We start from the raw sequence: 14,972 nt of genomic DNA on the forward strand, positions 1-14,972 counted from the left end.
CAATGAATGCAATAATTCAAACCCTGCGCGGTATTCTGTTTCTCCTGCGCAAGGAATTTCTGGTGATTCTCAAGGACCCCGCCAACAGGATCATCCTCTTTGCACCGGCCCTGATCCAGTCCCTGCTGTTCGGTTATGCCGCCACCTATGACCTGAACCATGTGGACTATGCCCTGCTGAACCAGAGCAGGGGACAGGCAGCACGGGATTTGATCGCACGCCTCGACGGCACCGGTATCTTTAATAGGGTGGCGACCCTGAACTCCTCCGGGCAGATTGCACAATGCATCACCGGGGGCGATGCCCAGATTGTGCTGTATATCCCGTCGAATTTTGATCAGCAGCTTACGGCCGGGCATCAGGCGGATCTGCAGCTCATTCTCGATGGCCGAAATTCAACCACCGCAGGTGCGGCTGCTGCCTATGTCGGCGCGGTGGTCTCTGGCTTTAATCTGGAGCACTCCGGAAAGGCTCCGGCCATCAGCATTCGCCCGCGTTCCTGGTTCAATCCCAATCTGGAGTCTCGCTGGGGAACCATGCCCGCGCTGATTGCCGCCCTGAGCATGATGCAGACCCTGCTGCTCTCAGCCCTGTCCGTTGCCCGTGAGCGGGAACAGGTCACCTTTGACCAACTGCTGGTTACACCGCTGACGCCCATGCAGGTTCTTGTCGGCAAGGCGGTGCCGGCGATCTGTGTGGGGCTGATACAGTCCACCATCATTTTCATGATTATCCTGTTCTGGTTCAGGGTGCCCATGAACGGCTCAGTGGGTGTGCTCTATCTGGGGCTGCTCTGCTTTAATATCGCTGCGGTGGGGATCGGCCTGTCGATCTCCGCACTGTCGGTCAATATGCAGCAGGCCATGCTCTATACCTTTTTGCTGATCATGCCGCTCATGCTGCTCTCCGGCCTGATGACGCCGGTCGAGGGGATGCCGCCCGTCCTTGAAGTCGCGACCTGGGCCAATCCCCTGCGCTTTGCCATTGATCTGGTTCGGCGGGTATATCTTGAAGGTGCAGGCTTACGAGAAGTGGCCGTCAACTTCATTCCCATGACCATCATGGCCATGATTACCCTGCCGCTTGCAGCCTGGCTGTTCAGAAACCGGCTCTATTAACGGAGATGGATATGTCATATCTGGTTAACATTGTATTGTTCCCTGTTCTGCTGTTTGTTTCCTTGGGCGGATGCGCCCTTGGTCCTGATTATACGCGCCCCGATGTGGAGGCACCGGACAGCTGGGGCGCCTGGCACAGCGGCGATGACGCACTGCACGCGGAAATTGATTCCGGCCCCCTGCAGACCGAATGGTGGAAAGACTATCATGACCCGGTGCTTGACGATCTGGTTGCGCGGGCACTCTGCGCAAGCCCGGATATCGAAACTGCAGCGCTGCGTTTTGTCCAGGCCCGGATTCAGACGCAGGTCACCTCCAGCCGACAGCTTCCTGAGCTTAAAGCCACGGGATCGGCAACGTACAACCGGCTGAGCGAACATGGCACTTCTACCCGTCTCTATGATGAGATCGGCGATAATATTGGGTTTGACAAGGATATAGTGGTCGATATCCTGAGTGATCCTTTTGCCTGGTATCAGGCAGGACTTGATTTTTCCTGGGAAATCGATTTCTGGGGCCATGTGGCGAGAAACGTTGAAGCGGCCGAGGCCGGAGCGGCTGAACAGGCGGCCATGCTGGATGTGGCCCGCTTAAGTGTTATCAGTGATCTGGTAAACGCATACTGGAGCCTGCGAAGTGTTCAGCGGCAAATTCAGTTGAGCCGTGAGGATATCCAGGTTGTTGAAGAACGCCTGGCCATACAGAAGGCGCAGGCAAGCGGAGGACTGATCAATCACAGCGAGATAGCGGACCAAAAAGCCGGACTGGCTGCCATTCAGGCGGGGCTTCCGGCTTTGCAGGCCGGGGAAAGCAGGTATATGAACCGGATTCTGCTGCTTGTCGGCGAACATCCCGGTGCGCTGCAAAATCTGTTAAAGACACGGATTCGGGTATCGGATAAGGTTCAGGAAGACAATTTGCCGGAGCTGAACATGGGCCTCCCCTCAACCGTTGCCCTTCGGCGCCCGGACGTACGGGCTGCCGAGGCCAGGCTGCATCAGGCCACCGCAAAAATTGGCGTTGCCCGGGCGGAGCTGTATCCCGGCATCACCCTTGGTGCGTCACTGGGGCTTGATTCCTATCAGGAAAAGGATTTTGTTGACTGGGGCAGCCGTGTCTGGTCCATTGGCCCCAGCCTGTCCCTACCGCTTTTTAACCATGGCCGGTTGAAGAATACGGTTTTGCTGAGGGAAAAGGCACAGCAGGAGGCGGCCATTGCCTTCCATCAGACCGTACTCAGCGCCTGGCATGAAATCGATGACGGCTTAAGCCGATATGAGGCCGCCCGGCAGACGTTCATCAAACAGCAAAAGCGCATGAACAATGCCCGGGAGGCCCACACACTCCTGAATGCCCGCTTCCAGGGCGGAAACGGCAGCTATCTATCGGTTCTTGACGGCAGACGAAATGTACTGCGCGCAGAGCGCGATCTGGCAGAATGCAGGGAAAGCCTGTGTACCGCCTTTGCTGCGGTGAATGTGGCCATCGGGAATGTACCGTAAGTTGATTCATTACAATTTGGGTTGGTGGCGGCCCAGTTCGCCGTGAGGCTCGAACGGCTTTCTCCACTGACAGTGGCGGTCATCGCCCGACGCTTTTGGTGCAATTACATCGATGGTTAAAAGAATCGCCGGTCGTTGGTGAGGTCAGTGAAATAGGGTTCGATTGCGTTTCCTAAGCATATCTATATCAACACATGAACCATATTCTATAGACCTGACCATTGCCTTATGTTATGAGCCTAAATCTGTGGTAATCCTGTCATTTTGACACCGCCTCAATTTTCTCCTTCCTTTAGTCAAAGATTACCCCAAATTTGCCTTTCCTCACCCCTAATAACTCCCGATAGTCAAAATATTTAGTGTTTACAATGTGTTAATCTATTTACAGCCAACTTAAAAATTAGTAAAATATATAATAAAACAGATAGTTACACAACTATTGGTGTGTAAAATGAATACGAATGATGCATTTTGGAAACGATTTGAACTGGATCTTCAAGAAATCAAGTTGGCTTATCTAAATTGGGCCGTCGGTTTTGCAATAGAACCGAAGCCTGAATATCGGCATTTGTTTAGATGGGACCATCAAGAATGTTTCTGTCCTATCAATAGTCGGTATGGCCGTGCTTTCACCATTAGCCCTTTTGGTTCTGGTGTCAGAGGAGTACCGAGACCAAAGTATCAAGGCATTCCCCGTGGATTAGATGAAACTGACATAGCGCTTATAGCTCGATTGACAGATAACACCAGAAGCATTCGATCTGCAATTGCGAGTGCACTGGAAACGGGACAACTCGACGATGCACGGCAAATGGCACTCAATTTTTACTGGCTCAAACTTGGTGCTCATGAGCTTATGTTTGACCGGACCCAGCTTGAATACGACGAGTACGGAAAGGTTCGAAAAGGTCGTTGGGGCCTTGATGAATCTGAAAAATGGCGAACGCTAAACGGCATCCGAAATCGCATCGTGAATGTTACACGGTATGGAGAACTTCTGGAAGACGAATATGTTTCTAACCTGAATCGCAAACTGCCAGGATTTAGCCGAAACTCTCAGAGCACATTCCTATCCTCTGCATTTAGCTGGAACCGATACGGAATGTGTGCATTCGATTGCGGTCCTGTTCTTTGGAGCAAGAAAGGCTTTGTCAATTTCAGCAAGGTCAAAGAACGGATGAATCAAATAGGGTGGCCCTACTACGGTTGCCCGAGTCAGGTCCTGCGCCCGCTATACACAATTGCCTTGAATTACCGAAGGCCCCCTATTCGCCGACGCGGTGATCCCGACGAAGGCTACAGCCTGAAATCGCTGCGGAGCAGAGCTTGTCGGATTTACGAGATCATCGATAACACCCTCGAAACCATCGACAAAGAAAGGAGGCTCATCAAAACCTACTGATACAAACGACATACTGAATCGAAAACCCCTGGACTCAACTCACGAACACGGTCGCAGCTCCTGGGGTTTTCAGCGTTATCGCGCCGAGCAAAGCTCGGCGCATCTTGCAGGGTGCAAGTCCCTGTCGGGAGGAAAGACAGTAATGGCTTTCTGTAAGGGTTAGCCACCCACCCGTATCGAGCCTTGGGTCCATGGCGGAGATACTCACCGATCATTGTAAGTGTCGGACGCCGATGTTTTTTTCGGCTGGAAACGAGCCGCGACCCGGGAAAAACCGGTGCCATTCGCGGAAGGACTCACCCCACTGAACGATCAATGGAGAAGAGGGTATCGAACAAGATGGACTAAGCGTAGGCAGAGAATCCTGTAGGCCGCAGGGGTGATCGCGCACCCTGAAGTGCTGGTACAGCTTCGAAATGCAACTTGCGGACGCCGAGGGTTTTAACGTGCGCCGAAGGCAAAACAGAAGCATCCGATTTGGCGAGGATGTGGAGGTCCGCCGGAGTCATCAGGCCGTGGCATGCAGGAAGAGATGCGTCGCAGAACTCGGGAAGCCTCAAAGGTTCCAGGAAAAGCATGGTACACTACAGTGCTGAAATGTTGAGTCCCTGGTGGGAGGAAAGTCGGCCGTCCGACCGACCTCTATATACCGATGGGGTGTCTTATCAGGCATACTACTCAGAGGTGGGGAAAGCCCATCACATGGGGAAGGACCTGACGGAAGTACGTAGCCCGCAAAGGAAACTCGTACCGGACAAAGTCGGGCTGGAGAAATACGAGCCAACCTCACTGCGGGGAATAGCAATTAAGTCTAAAGAGCGTGCAAAACACCGATTTCAGAACCTGTACCGGTGCCTGAACTACCGATTCCTTTTAAGTTGCTGGGCGGAATTGAACAAAAACGCAGCCAGCGGTGTGGATCGAGTGACGGCGGAGGCCTACAAGGAAAACCTGGAGGCCAACGTCAAGGCACAGGCGAAGCGACTGAAACAGAGGCGGTACCGTGCCAAACTGGTGCGGCGATGTTACATTCCGAAGGAGAACGGTAAAGAGAGGCCGCTGGGTATCCCGGCGCTTGAGGACAGGCTGTTGCAACTGGCCTGTGCCAAGATCCTGTCAACGATCTTCGAGGCGGACTTCGTGGAAACCAGCTACGGTTACAGGCCCAACCGAAGCGCCCGAGAGGCGATCGAGGATTTACAGTTCAACCTCCAATTCGGTAAGTATGGGTACATCGTAGAGGCTGATATCAAAGGCTTCTTTGACAATATCGACCACGACTGGCTGTTGCGGATGCTCCGCGAGCGAATCGACGATGCCGCCTTTCTGAGCCTGATCCGCAAGTGGTTGAAGGCCGGTATCCTGGACACGGACGGGAAAATTATCCACCCGGAATCGGGAACGCCACAAGGTGGGGTCGTCTCCCCCGTACTGGCAAATATCTACCTTCATTTCGCTCTGGACCTGTGGTTCGAAAAACGGGTTAAGATCAACTGCAGGGGCAATGCGTTTATCCTCCGGTACGCCGACGACTTCATCTGTGCCTTTCAATATCGGGATGATGCCCGGCGGTTTTACTACGAACTCCCCGAGAGGTTGGCCAATTTCAACCTTTCAGTGGCACCTGAAAAGACCGCACTGTTACGGTTTAGCCGCTTCCATCCGGGAATGGAAAGGCGAATCGTCTTTCTGGGGTTTGAAACCTATTGGATGGAAGACAGCAGCGGTGCCGTTAAGGTAAGACAACGGACGGCTCGCAAAAAGCTGCAAGGAGCCTGCAGGCGTATAAAGGAATGGATCAAGGAGAATCGGCATCTGAAAGGACGCGAATTTATAAAGGCGCTGAACCGCCGGTTGCAAGGGCATTACAATTATTACAATATCCCTGGAAACCTGGAATCAATATGGCGCTTTTATTTTTGGGCGTTGGAATGTGCATTCAAATGGCTGAATCGCCGAGGAGGCAAACGCAAGAGCTTCACTTGGAGGATATTTAACAAGGCCATTGAACTATTAGGCATAGCCAAACCAAAGATGCGGATTGTCAACCGCCAACATCGAGTATTTGCATAAACGAACGACTTACGCGAAGGCGAGTACAACCGAGGAACCGGATGCGGGAAAACCGCACGTCCGGGTCTGTACGGGGGGCGCTGGGTAACCAGCGTTCCTACCGTGAGATGACCTTTGTTTGTCGGAATGGACGTACCGTAGACAACCAACAACTTTCACAGTCAGGAGGAAAACGGCAAATGACAAAAGAAAAGAGTTCAATTCCCAAAGGATCAATTAGAATCCACCTGTACAACTTCAGAAATGTTTTAAAGCCAAGAGGATCAATGAAAAAGGAATCTCTCGGACTTGATGTCCATGAGAGATTGGTATCCGTGTTTGAAGAGTGGTCCGATCCGGATTACTGGGACAATCCCAGTCAGCGTGAACTACTGAAACAGATACGGAAAAACCTGCTTAGCGAAGTGGGAGCCGCCTGGAAAAAATTCATTGAAAATGGAGAGAATTCGGAAAGTGTCGGAGGTTGAAACCACCAGGATTTGAATGGAAAATCTCAAATTGCACCTAATATTTATTATGATTTTAGTCAGATATAATGGTGGAATACTTCAGAAAATATACATTATCTGAAAGATATTGGCCGTTTGGCAGGGAATCCGCCGTGGTAATGTACTATATCATATACGAAACCTGTAATATTTCCAACACACCCAAAAATCGGAGGTACCAACCATGAGACAATTCAACCGGAAGTGGACCTTGGACAGGGAGAAATTTCTGTCCGAGGCCGAAGTCAAGAAACTCAGACGGACGGTGGAAGATAAGGCTTTGGCCGACCTGCAAAGGGGACGCACGACGTGGCCGAGGTTCTGGGTGGCGATTGACTTGGCAGTGGGAGCGGGATTACGGGTGTCGGAGATCGCCAACCTGAAAGTCGGTAACCTGTATCTCAGTACCAGAGAACCCCGTTTACGGGTGACCGGCAAGGGCAACCGAACCCGAGACGTTTTCATCTCCAGGGATCTCATGAAACACCTTTCGAGCTTTCTGAAATGGAAGCGGACCATGGATGAGCCTTTAGACAAAGATGAGTTCCTGTTGGTCTCCAGTCACGGAAAATCCTATTCGACGAGAGCATTGCAGTATGCTTTCAAGGTTTCTCTGGCCGAAGCGAGGTTACCGAAATATTACTCTATTCATTCTCTCAGGCACAGCTACGGTACCTATCTTTACCAGCGGACAAAGGACCTTCGATTAGTTCAGAAACAGCTCGGGCACTCGTCCATAGCCACGACCACAATTTATGCCGATGTGACCGTTGAGCAAACTATAGAAGCTGTCAACGGGCTTTTTGAAGACAACCCCGACTGCGACGATGCAATCGATACTATCCCACCGTCAGACGATCCCGCCTCACCCAAGCCAGAATAACCCCCAAAAAAAACTGAATCAGAGCATCGTGTAAGCGGTGGATTTCGTCAATTACCGTGAGGGCCATTGGTGCGTCCTGAATTTGAAACACACAACCAACAACGGGGAAAGGAGGGCAATCATGTATTCACCGAAAATAAAGGAGGACTTGATTCCGATTCTATACAAGCTGGCAAAGCAGGAACAGAAACCAATGACGGAATTGGTGGATGAAATGCTGCGGGCGGAAATATCGAAACGAAATGGACAGGCAGAGACATCAAATGATGAATCGCCTTCGAAGAAGGTAAAAAAAACAGCTCACGATAGAAGAACTTAAAAACTTTTTGAAAGGCAAATACATCATTATGGACTGTGGACATCGCTATTGTCTGCATCCGTTAAGCAACACGTTTATCATGACGGCAGAAGGCAACACATATTGCCACGAATGTTACGATTGAAGACAGACGTTCCGAGTAAAAATCAAAGGAGAAAACATGTGGAATGAACCATCAAAAGCACGATTGGAAAAGATGCCGAGGCTATACGAAACCGAAAATATTTCTCTGAAGGAGAAGTTAGTCCACCTGCATTTCTTCATTGCAGGATGCGATTGGTACGTCTGCGAGTTCGATGGGCATGACCTTTTTTGGGGCTACGCCATCCTCAACGGCGATTATGAAATGGCTGAATGGGGCTATATCAGCTTCAGTGAACTGCGTGAACTTTCGGTATGCGGCATCGAGGTTGATTGTGAACTGGAGGAATATTTTCCGGTCAAGAAGGCACAATCTATCGATAAAATTTGCGAGAGTAACGGATGGAAATAGAGAGACAGCAAGAATTTACTTTTCCAGCAAAGGAGAAAAAAACATGCAGGAGAAATTTGGATCTAAATCAAATTGGAAAAAATTCGGCATTACCACAGGAAAGGAACTGAAATCTTGTATCAAAGCCATTTTCGATCAGCATGATCATCAACAACAGGTCCTGATTGGGCTTTATCAAATGGTTTTTCCGGATTGGGACCGGATCGCAAAGATTCATGGTTATCCAACTGCCGGTGAAGACCTATGGAAGTATATTTGCCGCCAGTTCCAAGAATTTGATCGAACCCACCATCCCGACTGTATGCCCGGAGGGATTTGGATGAACACCGGTTTTTCCGCCAACCAACATCTTGAAGGTTGGGAAATTAGCTTCGAAAACTGTCTGGTGGAATACAACGAACAGATTCAATCAGAAAAGGAGATGAGGCCATGAAAGACAAAATGAAAAGCCAGCGAATTGAACTGATTTCAACGAGTGATCCGTACACAAATCTCAGACCTGGCGATCAAGGGAGTGTGGATTTTGTTGACGACATGGGAACAATCCACGTGGACTGGGACAATGGTTCGACTTTCGGATTAGTCCCTGGAGAGGACCAATATCGTTTTATTGGCGTTTGATACGAAGGGGATGCCTGACGGTGGCACATTGCTTAAATGCCCTTAAACGGCATCTCACGTGTAATTGTACTGCCAGCACTGGTTTTTGCAGGTTGGCATCGAAAACACCTCAAAAAGAGGGGGTTTTGGTACGTTTTTCGGGGTCAATTTTGCCTTATTTTACCGATTTTTAGGGATTCCAAACTATCAGATAATCGAAATTCCATCGACCAACCTAACTGTCCAGTCTTTCAACAATTAACTGAATCTGGTTATGCACTTTGCTCCAGTGATAAAATATTCAGCACGTGTGACCGTATATGTCACAACCTCGGAGTATACTGATCCTAAAACTATATTGGGAGGTATACATGGACCAGTTTACGATCACCGAGGATTTTCCTAAAAACCAGGCCGCCTTCGATACTCGATTTAGCACCGAGGAGGCTTGCCAGACTTATCTTTACGAACTGCGATGGCCAGATGGTTTCAAGTGCATACGCTGCGGGGAAACGCGTCACTGGAAAAGCAACAGAGGGCTTTACATTTGCTTTCGATGTGAGCATCAGCATTCGATTACCGCTGGCACGATCATGGCCGGCACCCGCAAACCGTTGGTTCTCTGGTTCAAAGCCATGTGGTGGTTTACGACACGAAAATCTGGTGTTAACGCCATCAACCTGCAAGACCTATTGGGACTGGGCAGCTACCATACCGCTTGGCGCTGGTTACAGAAATTGCGAAGCTGTACAATCCGTCAAAACCGGGAGAAATTATCTGGGAAAGTAGAAGTCGACGAGTTCTATCTTGGTGGCGAATACGGTGGCGGTAAAAGAGGCCGCGGTGCCGAACACAAATGCGCGGTCGCAATCGCTGTGGAGCGCAAAGGCCGCAAACTTGGGCGCATCCGGTTGCAACTGATAGATGATTGCTCATCGGGTCAACTTATTCCTTTCATGATAAACAACGTAAGCCAAGGGAGTGTTGTTACCACCGATGGTTGGAAAGGATACAATGATCTTGATTCTGAAGGTTATGACCATTTGCAAGTTGTCCGTTCCAAAACGCTTGAGAGAGAAAGCGTGCTGTCCGGAGCGCATTTGGTAATCTCCCTGATCAAGCGTTTGATGATTGGAACCTTTCAAGGTCGTTTTGAGCGAAAGTACCTTCAGCGCTACCTTGACGAATATGTGTTCCGATTTAACCGGCGCGCAACCGCTTCAGTTGGTAAGCGATTTTATCGTATCGTACAACAAGCCGTCGCAACCAAGGCTTTGCCCAAAAAACAAATCATACTGGGCGTTCCGAGCCTGGGTTTGGCGGGCTAAGCTCACTGGAGCGAAGTGCATAACCAGATAACTGAAATACAATTTAAGGAGGTGCACTATGGCGACCGTTCATGAAACCGTCAGCGGGATAATTGCGGCATTCGAAAGGGGAGACATTCCTGAGGCCATTGCATACTCGATGTTTCCCGCTGCTGACATTCCTTCATCCAGCTGGTCTTTGCTAAATCGGACGGTGATGTTTCTTTCAGGCACGCAAGACGCCCGTGGTTACCGGCAATGGCAACAGGTTGGTCGGCACGTTAAAAAGGGGGGCAAGGCTATCTATATATTGGTACCCAAAATCGCTAAAACCGTTGATGGTCAGACAGGAGAAGAAGAAACGATACTTAGAGGTTTTGTCTGTCGGCCGGTTTTTCGGATTGAAGATACAGATGGGGAGCCTTTGGAATACGAACAGATCGAGCTGCCCGATTTCCCGCTGATTGAAAGAGCAGAGGAGTGGGGCATAGCTGTAAAGGCGATACCTGGCAATTACCGATATTGGGGCTGCTATTCGCCAACCAGAAAGGAAATTTCCCTGGCAACTGATGAGGAAGCGGTGTTTTTTCATGAACTGGCGCACGCTGCCCATGATCGTGTTAAGGGAGGTTTAAAAGGCGGTCAGGACCCACTTCAGGAAATTGTCGCTGAACTAAGTGCAGCCGCTCTTTGCCGTATGGTTGGTAAAAAAGCGGCCGAGCGACTGGGCAACAATTACCGCTATATCAAAAGGTATGCTGAAGAAATTGGAATGACCGCGCATGGAGCTTGCCTGAAAGTTCTTGGTGAGACGGAAAAGGTCATGAGCATCATCCTGACAGGAACGCAACCATCATGAATAAGGAGGCGAAAAATGAGATTTGTATTCATCCAGGTGTCCGGTGGCATCATAGACCAAATACGCATGTTCGACGAGCCGGACCCGGCCGTTGAAGCACTGGCCCAAGTTGCACGCAAATCGGACTTGGAAAAAACAGATGCCGTCTTGTGGACAGCGGAAGGCATGCTGGCCAACGTCAAAAATTTTCTCGATGACAATGATCAATTCGTGGATGCGCGCGAAACAGTGAAAAAACGGGCCGTAGCAATGCAGCCGTCCATTTACGTCATCGCCAACCCCATCCATCCGCTTGGATTTACCGTGACATCCTACGACGCCCCCATCGGTTTTGACAATCCGGCTGAGGCCGTATCCGAACTGGGTCAGCTGCGCAAGGATTTCGGTGGACACTTACAGCTTTATCGGGTGGAACCCGTTGTCGGACCTCTGGTCACGATGGAAAAACTGGATCAGTTCAACTCGGATTGTGGCGCTGAGGACTTCGATCATGACCAAGTGAGAGACTATCTTTATTAAACTCAGCACCCAAATGCCCTTTACGATCCGCAAGTGGCTTTCTTTTTCCACCCATGCAAAAGGAGACGGATCATGGACATTACCCATTACCTTTAAGCCGGTTATCTAAACAGTAATTCCAGTGTGGCTTGGTGACGCGTGCCGGGTAACGTACGACCGCCATTAAAACAGTTTGAACCGCCCCGGGTTTTCCGGAGACCTGGTTAATTGAGTCCGGCCGCCATGGCCGGAGCCTCCTGTTGCTGGTAGTATAATGCTTCATACTCGACAGGGGGGATATTTCCAATCGGCTCAAACAACCGGCGATTATTGAACCAGTCCACCCAATCGAGCGTCTTGATCTCCACCTGTTCCACCCCTCGCCAGGGGTCGTCTTTGTAGATCAGCTCCGTTTTGTACAACCCGATGATCGTCTCGGCCAGCGCATTGTCGTAGGAGTTGCCTACGCGTCCAACCGAAGGTTCGATTTTTGCTTCGGCCAAACGTTCTGTGTAGCTAATCGAAACATACTGGACACCACGGTCACTGTGATGAATGAGTTGTCGGGTTTCAGGACGAGCCCACAAGGCTTGCTCCAAGGCATCCAGGGCCAGATCGCTGCGCCGGGATCGTGATACCCGCCATCCTACAATCATCCGGGAGAACACATCGATAACGAACGCCACATACACAAATCCGACCCAGGTCGCCACTTAGGTCAAGTCGGCCACCCACAGTTGGTTGGGATGGGCAGCGGTAAAATTGCGTTCCACCAAATCCGCTGGTCGGGCCGCAATTTCATCCGCAATCGTTGTCCTGACCTTCTTGCCGCGCACAACACCCTGGAGCCCCATCTGGCGCATCAAGCGCTCCACTGTGCAGCGGGCAACCACAAAACCCTCTCGAAGAAGCTGGCGCCAAACCTTGCGGGCACCATAAACCTGCCGGTTCTCACGCCATACCCGCTCGATTTCGATCCTGAGGGCGGCATCACGTCTGGATCGCTTTGAAAGTTGCGAGGGATCGGCCTGACGAGTTTTCTGATTGTAGTACGTTGACGGGGCGATCGGCAGGACTGAGCAGATCGGCTCGACCCCGTAAGCTTCCTTGTGGTCATCGATGAAGGCCATCATCGCTTGGGTCGGCGGTCGAGCTCCGCCTGGGCGAAATATGCGGACGCCTTGCGCAGGATCTCATTGGCGCGACGAAGTTCACGGTTCTCTCGCTCAAGCTCTTTGATCCTGACACGCTCATCGCTCGTCACACCTGCGCGTTGGCCGGAATCGACTTCAGCACGGCGGACCCATCTGCGAAGGGTCTCAGCGGTGCAGCCGATTTTGCTCGCAATTGAAACCACCGCCTGCCATTGTGATGAATACTCACGCTGGTGTTCGAAAACCATCCGGACGGCGCGTTAACGAACCTCTGGGGAATATCGGATTGATTTTGACATGACTCCATCCTCTCAAACTATGGAGTCTCCGTCAAACCCGGGGCGGTTCAGTTACGCACCCCCGAACTACCAGCCTTCGAGTAGCAATACAAACATGCAATTTTATCATGATCAATAGGTGAACTGGGGCACCACAACATGTTGTATGTTGTGAATAAACAATAAAATTAAAATGATATAGCAGTAAGTGCATGTTGGCCGAAGACTATCATTTGAAAAGGATATATGCATCTGCACACTTCAAATATCCCACCCATTTTGACCCTTCAAAATTAACATCGCCTGGACTTCACAAAGCTTGTTGTGCTCCTCAATGGACAAGAAATTGGTTATTTAACTCCGAACCTGTTTTTTAACAAATTTGACTTGAATCAAAGACATATTCCTCAAAAAGACCAATGATAATATTGTGAAAGATAAATTTTTAACCATTGAAGTCCTGCGCAAACGGCTTGATCGGGTGGAAGCAGAACTTGCCGATACTTTGCAGCGTATGCCGGCTCACGGGATTAAACCGGGCTTTATGGACGGTTTGCTGGATCAGGAGGATGAGCGCGATCGACTTCTGGGTGAAATCAAGGCGCTCACGTCAGGTTCACTATGAAATCGATACCGGCCGATGTTCCCGGTCGAAGATGGATGGGCCGGCGAATTGCCTTTTTCGGTAAACACTACAGCTTTCATGCGGACCGGCTCGTGGATGACCGTGGCCGGGTCCCCGCTCTGGCCATCACCGAGCTGATTTACCACTATCTGACGGCGCCCCTGTCTCTGTCAGTGGTTTCGGAGGATGTGTGGTACTCGTTTCGTGAGTTGCGAGGCGCCGGACCGCTAACTGTCAATTTCGCGAATAACACCCACAAAGCAATCACCGCCACGTTCGGAGAAGATCTGTCGGCTTTAGATCGTAGCGCTGCCAAATAGGCCGGACTGTTGGAATCTCGCCAAGAGTTTGACCGGCGATATAGATTTCATGCTTTTCCCGAAAGGCCGCTTGTTTTGAACTACAACGCAGCGGATGACCTCTTTCCTGCCCAGGCGGGTCTTTTATTCCACCGCTCGGCCCAAAACCTGTTCGGCTTCCGCGAACTATTCACCCTGGGAGCCTATCTTACTGACACCGCCTGATAGCGAGTGCCGGCCATTTGTGATTGGTTGTTTTTGTCGAGATGGAAATTGACCCAAGATGAAGTTTTATTCAACTCCCATCTCCGCGGCGGGACGCAGTCTTGCAAAAAGTTTGTAAGCCTGTTGGCATGTTTAAGGCGATGGTAGACTCGCACCCAGATGCACAATTGATCCGGGTATACTTCACAGTAGCCGTCCTTGCTCCCGCCACAGGTACCATTGCGAGTGTGTTTGGGGCAGCCGGATTAAGGGCATAGAAAGGCGATGTGTTGGATAGCGCAGTCATCGCAGCTTTGGCACGATAAAAATGTCTTTTTTAGCGGATCTTCCAGACACCTTTTCAAGACCCAGGCCTTGTTATGTTTCTCCAGAACTGATGCCAGGATTTTATAGACCGGCGCCATGGTTGCGGATTGATTAAAAAATAGATCATGTGCGGAATGGAGCATTCTGTAGGGCGTGTGTTCCAGCAACATTTCTTTCAAAGATGCTTTTTATTGATCGATTTCGCCTGGAAGCACTTGGGCATCAGGATCTTCGGAATCTTTCATTTTTCTCTGCACAAGCTCGCTTAAATATCGGTCGAAGAGTCTTGAATTTGGTCCATACGGTCCAAAATAGTGGCCACCGTTTTGAAACTACGGTGAACCCCGCCTATATGAATGCCCCTGATCCCAAAGCCTTTTAAGATTGCTCCCAATTTGTCAGCAGGCTCCACCGCTTTCTCCAATAACACATGTGAGCTGATGCGACAAAGATGCAAAATTGCATCAGACGCATCGTTTGATGCGTTTAACGCATCAAATAATTGGATATCGTTTGATATATGAATGCAGCGACTAAAGGGTT

The 14,972-nt window shown here is 50.3% G+C and carries 14 protein-coding genes, 3 pseudogenes and 1 other annotated feature; of the genes and pseudogenes, 15 read left to right on the forward strand and 2 right to left on the reverse strand.

The window, feature by feature from the left end; translation table 11 throughout:
- Nucleotides 1–2: 2 nt before the first annotated feature.
- The 13 genes from GN111_RS02395 (at nucleotide 3) to GN111_RS02455 (ending at nucleotide 11,563) form a co-directional block, all read left to right on the forward strand.
- On the forward strand, nucleotides 3–1,118 hold the full coding sequence (locus tag GN111_RS02395) for an ABC transporter permease (RefSeq protein WP_155302216.1): 1,116 nt from the start codon (nucleotides 3–5) through the stop codon (nucleotides 1,116–1,118).
- Nucleotides 1,119–1,129: 11 nt separating this feature from the next.
- Complete coding sequence (locus GN111_RS02400) at nucleotides 1,130–2,620, forward strand: efflux transporter outer membrane subunit (RefSeq protein WP_170302088.1); 1,491 nt, start codon at nucleotides 1,130–1,132, stop codon at nucleotides 2,618–2,620.
- A 451-nt stretch (nucleotides 2,621–3,071) separates the two neighbouring features.
- Entirely contained in the window at nucleotides 3,072–4,022 is a 951-nt protein-coding gene (locus GN111_RS02405; RefSeq protein ID WP_155302218.1) for a hypothetical protein, read from the forward strand.
- Nucleotides 4,023–4,724: 702 nt separating this feature from the next.
- Entirely contained in the window at nucleotides 4,725–6,095 is a 1,371-nt protein-coding gene (ltrA, locus tag GN111_RS02410) for a group II intron reverse transcriptase/maturase (protein ID WP_176603279.1), read from the forward strand.
- 179 nt (nucleotides 6,096–6,274) lie between these two features.
- A complete protein-coding gene (locus GN111_RS02415) occupies nucleotides 6,275–6,562 on the forward strand; it encodes a hypothetical protein (RefSeq protein ID WP_155302219.1) in 288 nt (95 codons plus the stop codon).
- 205 nt (nucleotides 6,563–6,767) lie between these two features.
- Nucleotides 6,768–7,466, forward strand: a complete 699-nt coding sequence (locus GN111_RS02420; protein WP_155302220.1) for a tyrosine-type recombinase/integrase — start codon at nucleotides 6,768–6,770, stop codon at nucleotides 7,464–7,466.
- A gap of 121 nt (nucleotides 7,467–7,587) precedes the next feature.
- Complete coding sequence (locus tag GN111_RS02425) at nucleotides 7,588–7,785, forward strand: hypothetical protein (protein ID WP_155302221.1); 198 nt, start codon at nucleotides 7,588–7,590, stop codon at nucleotides 7,783–7,785.
- A 160-nt stretch (nucleotides 7,786–7,945) separates the two neighbouring features.
- Entirely contained in the window at nucleotides 7,946–8,278 is a 333-nt protein-coding gene (locus GN111_RS02430) for a DUF2958 domain-containing protein (protein WP_155302222.1), read from the forward strand.
- A gap of 43 nt (nucleotides 8,279–8,321) precedes the next feature.
- Nucleotides 8,322–8,711 carry a hypothetical protein gene (locus GN111_RS02435; protein ID WP_155302223.1) on the forward strand — a complete coding sequence of 130 codons (390 nt, stop codon included), beginning with the start codon at nucleotides 8,322–8,324 and terminating at the stop codon, nucleotides 8,709–8,711.
- Nucleotides 8,708–8,899 carry a DUF4314 domain-containing protein gene (locus GN111_RS02440; RefSeq protein ID WP_155302224.1) on the forward strand — a complete coding sequence of 64 codons (192 nt, stop codon included), beginning with the start codon at nucleotides 8,708–8,710 and terminating at the stop codon, nucleotides 8,897–8,899. The genes GN111_RS02435 and GN111_RS02440 overlap by 4 nt, the downstream gene beginning before the upstream one ends.
- A gap of 350 nt (nucleotides 8,900–9,249) precedes the next feature.
- Nucleotides 9,250–10,206, forward strand: a complete 957-nt coding sequence (locus GN111_RS02445) for an IS1595 family transposase (protein WP_155302225.1) — start codon at nucleotides 9,250–9,252, stop codon at nucleotides 10,204–10,206.
- Between the two features lie 58 nt (nucleotides 10,207–10,264).
- Entirely contained in the window at nucleotides 10,265–11,044 is a 780-nt protein-coding gene (locus GN111_RS02450; protein WP_155302226.1) for a zincin-like metallopeptidase domain-containing protein, read from the forward strand.
- Between the two features lie 15 nt (nucleotides 11,045–11,059).
- Nucleotides 11,060–11,563 (forward strand): hypothetical protein, encoded by a 504-nt coding sequence (locus GN111_RS02455; RefSeq protein ID WP_155302227.1) that lies wholly within the window; start codon nucleotides 11,060–11,062, stop codon nucleotides 11,561–11,563.
- 203 nt (nucleotides 11,564–11,766) lie between these two features.
- Here GN111_RS02455 and GN111_RS02460 read toward each other — a convergent pair.
- A pseudogene (locus GN111_RS02460) lies at nucleotides 11,767–12,944 on the reverse strand (IS3 family transposase).
- Nucleotides 12,601–12,717, reverse strand: a sequence feature (AL1L pseudoknot). Its footprint overlaps the pseudogene before it by 117 nt.
- Nucleotides 12,945–13,404: 460 nt before the next feature.
- Between GN111_RS02460 and GN111_RS02465 the strand changes: the two are divergent.
- Nucleotides 13,405–13,599 carry a hypothetical protein gene (locus tag GN111_RS02465; protein ID WP_155302228.1) on the forward strand — a complete coding sequence of 65 codons (195 nt, stop codon included), beginning with the start codon at nucleotides 13,405–13,407 and terminating at the stop codon, nucleotides 13,597–13,599.
- A 35-nt stretch (nucleotides 13,600–13,634) separates the two neighbouring features.
- Nucleotides 13,635–14,123, forward strand: a pseudogene (locus GN111_RS33805) (DUF3786 domain-containing protein).
- Here GN111_RS33805 and GN111_RS34360 read toward each other — a convergent pair.
- Nucleotides 14,102–14,353 (reverse strand): annotated as a pseudogene (locus GN111_RS34360) (methylenetetrahydrofolate reductase C-terminal domain-containing protein); the annotation flags it as partial. The pseudogenes GN111_RS33805 and GN111_RS34360 overlap by 22 nt on opposite strands.
- Nucleotides 14,354–14,972: the final 619 nt, after the last annotated feature.

Source organism: Desulfosarcina widdelii, assembly GCF_009688965.1.
Classification (GTDB): Bacteria; Desulfobacterota; Desulfobacteria; order Desulfobacterales; family Desulfosarcinaceae; genus Desulfosarcina; species Desulfosarcina widdelii.

Bases quoted from the DNA above. Each gene is read 5' to 3' on its own strand.
- GN111_RS02395 (WP_155302216.1), top strand. From the start codon at position 3: ATGAATGCAATAATTCAAACCCTGCGCGGTATTCTGTTTCTCCTGCGC.
- GN111_RS02400 (WP_170302088.1), top strand. From the start codon at position 1,130: ATGTCATATCTGGTTAACATTGTATTGTTCCCTGTTCTGCTGTTTGTT.
- GN111_RS02405 (WP_155302218.1), top strand. From the start codon at position 3,072: ATGAATACGAATGATGCATTTTGGAAACGATTTGAACTGGATCTTCAA.
- ltrA (WP_176603279.1), top strand. From the start codon at position 4,725: ATGGGGAAGGACCTGACGGAAGTACGTAGCCCGCAAAGGAAACTCGTA.
- GN111_RS02415 (WP_155302219.1), top strand. From the start codon at position 6,275: ATGACAAAAGAAAAGAGTTCAATTCCCAAAGGATCAATTAGAATCCAC.
- GN111_RS02420 (WP_155302220.1), top strand. From the start codon at position 6,768: ATGAGACAATTCAACCGGAAGTGGACCTTGGACAGGGAGAAATTTCTG.
- GN111_RS02425 (WP_155302221.1), top strand. From the start codon at position 7,588: ATGTATTCACCGAAAATAAAGGAGGACTTGATTCCGATTCTATACAAG.
- GN111_RS02430 (WP_155302222.1), top strand. From the start codon at position 7,946: ATGTGGAATGAACCATCAAAAGCACGATTGGAAAAGATGCCGAGGCTA.
- GN111_RS02435 (WP_155302223.1), top strand. From the start codon at position 8,322: ATGCAGGAGAAATTTGGATCTAAATCAAATTGGAAAAAATTCGGCATT.
- GN111_RS02440 (WP_155302224.1), top strand. From the start codon at position 8,708: ATGAAAGACAAAATGAAAAGCCAGCGAATTGAACTGATTTCAACGAGT.
- GN111_RS02445 (WP_155302225.1), top strand. From the start codon at position 9,250: ATGGACCAGTTTACGATCACCGAGGATTTTCCTAAAAACCAGGCCGCC.
- GN111_RS02450 (WP_155302226.1), top strand. From the start codon at position 10,265: ATGGCGACCGTTCATGAAACCGTCAGCGGGATAATTGCGGCATTCGAA.
- GN111_RS02455 (WP_155302227.1), top strand. From the start codon at position 11,060: ATGAGATTTGTATTCATCCAGGTGTCCGGTGGCATCATAGACCAAATA.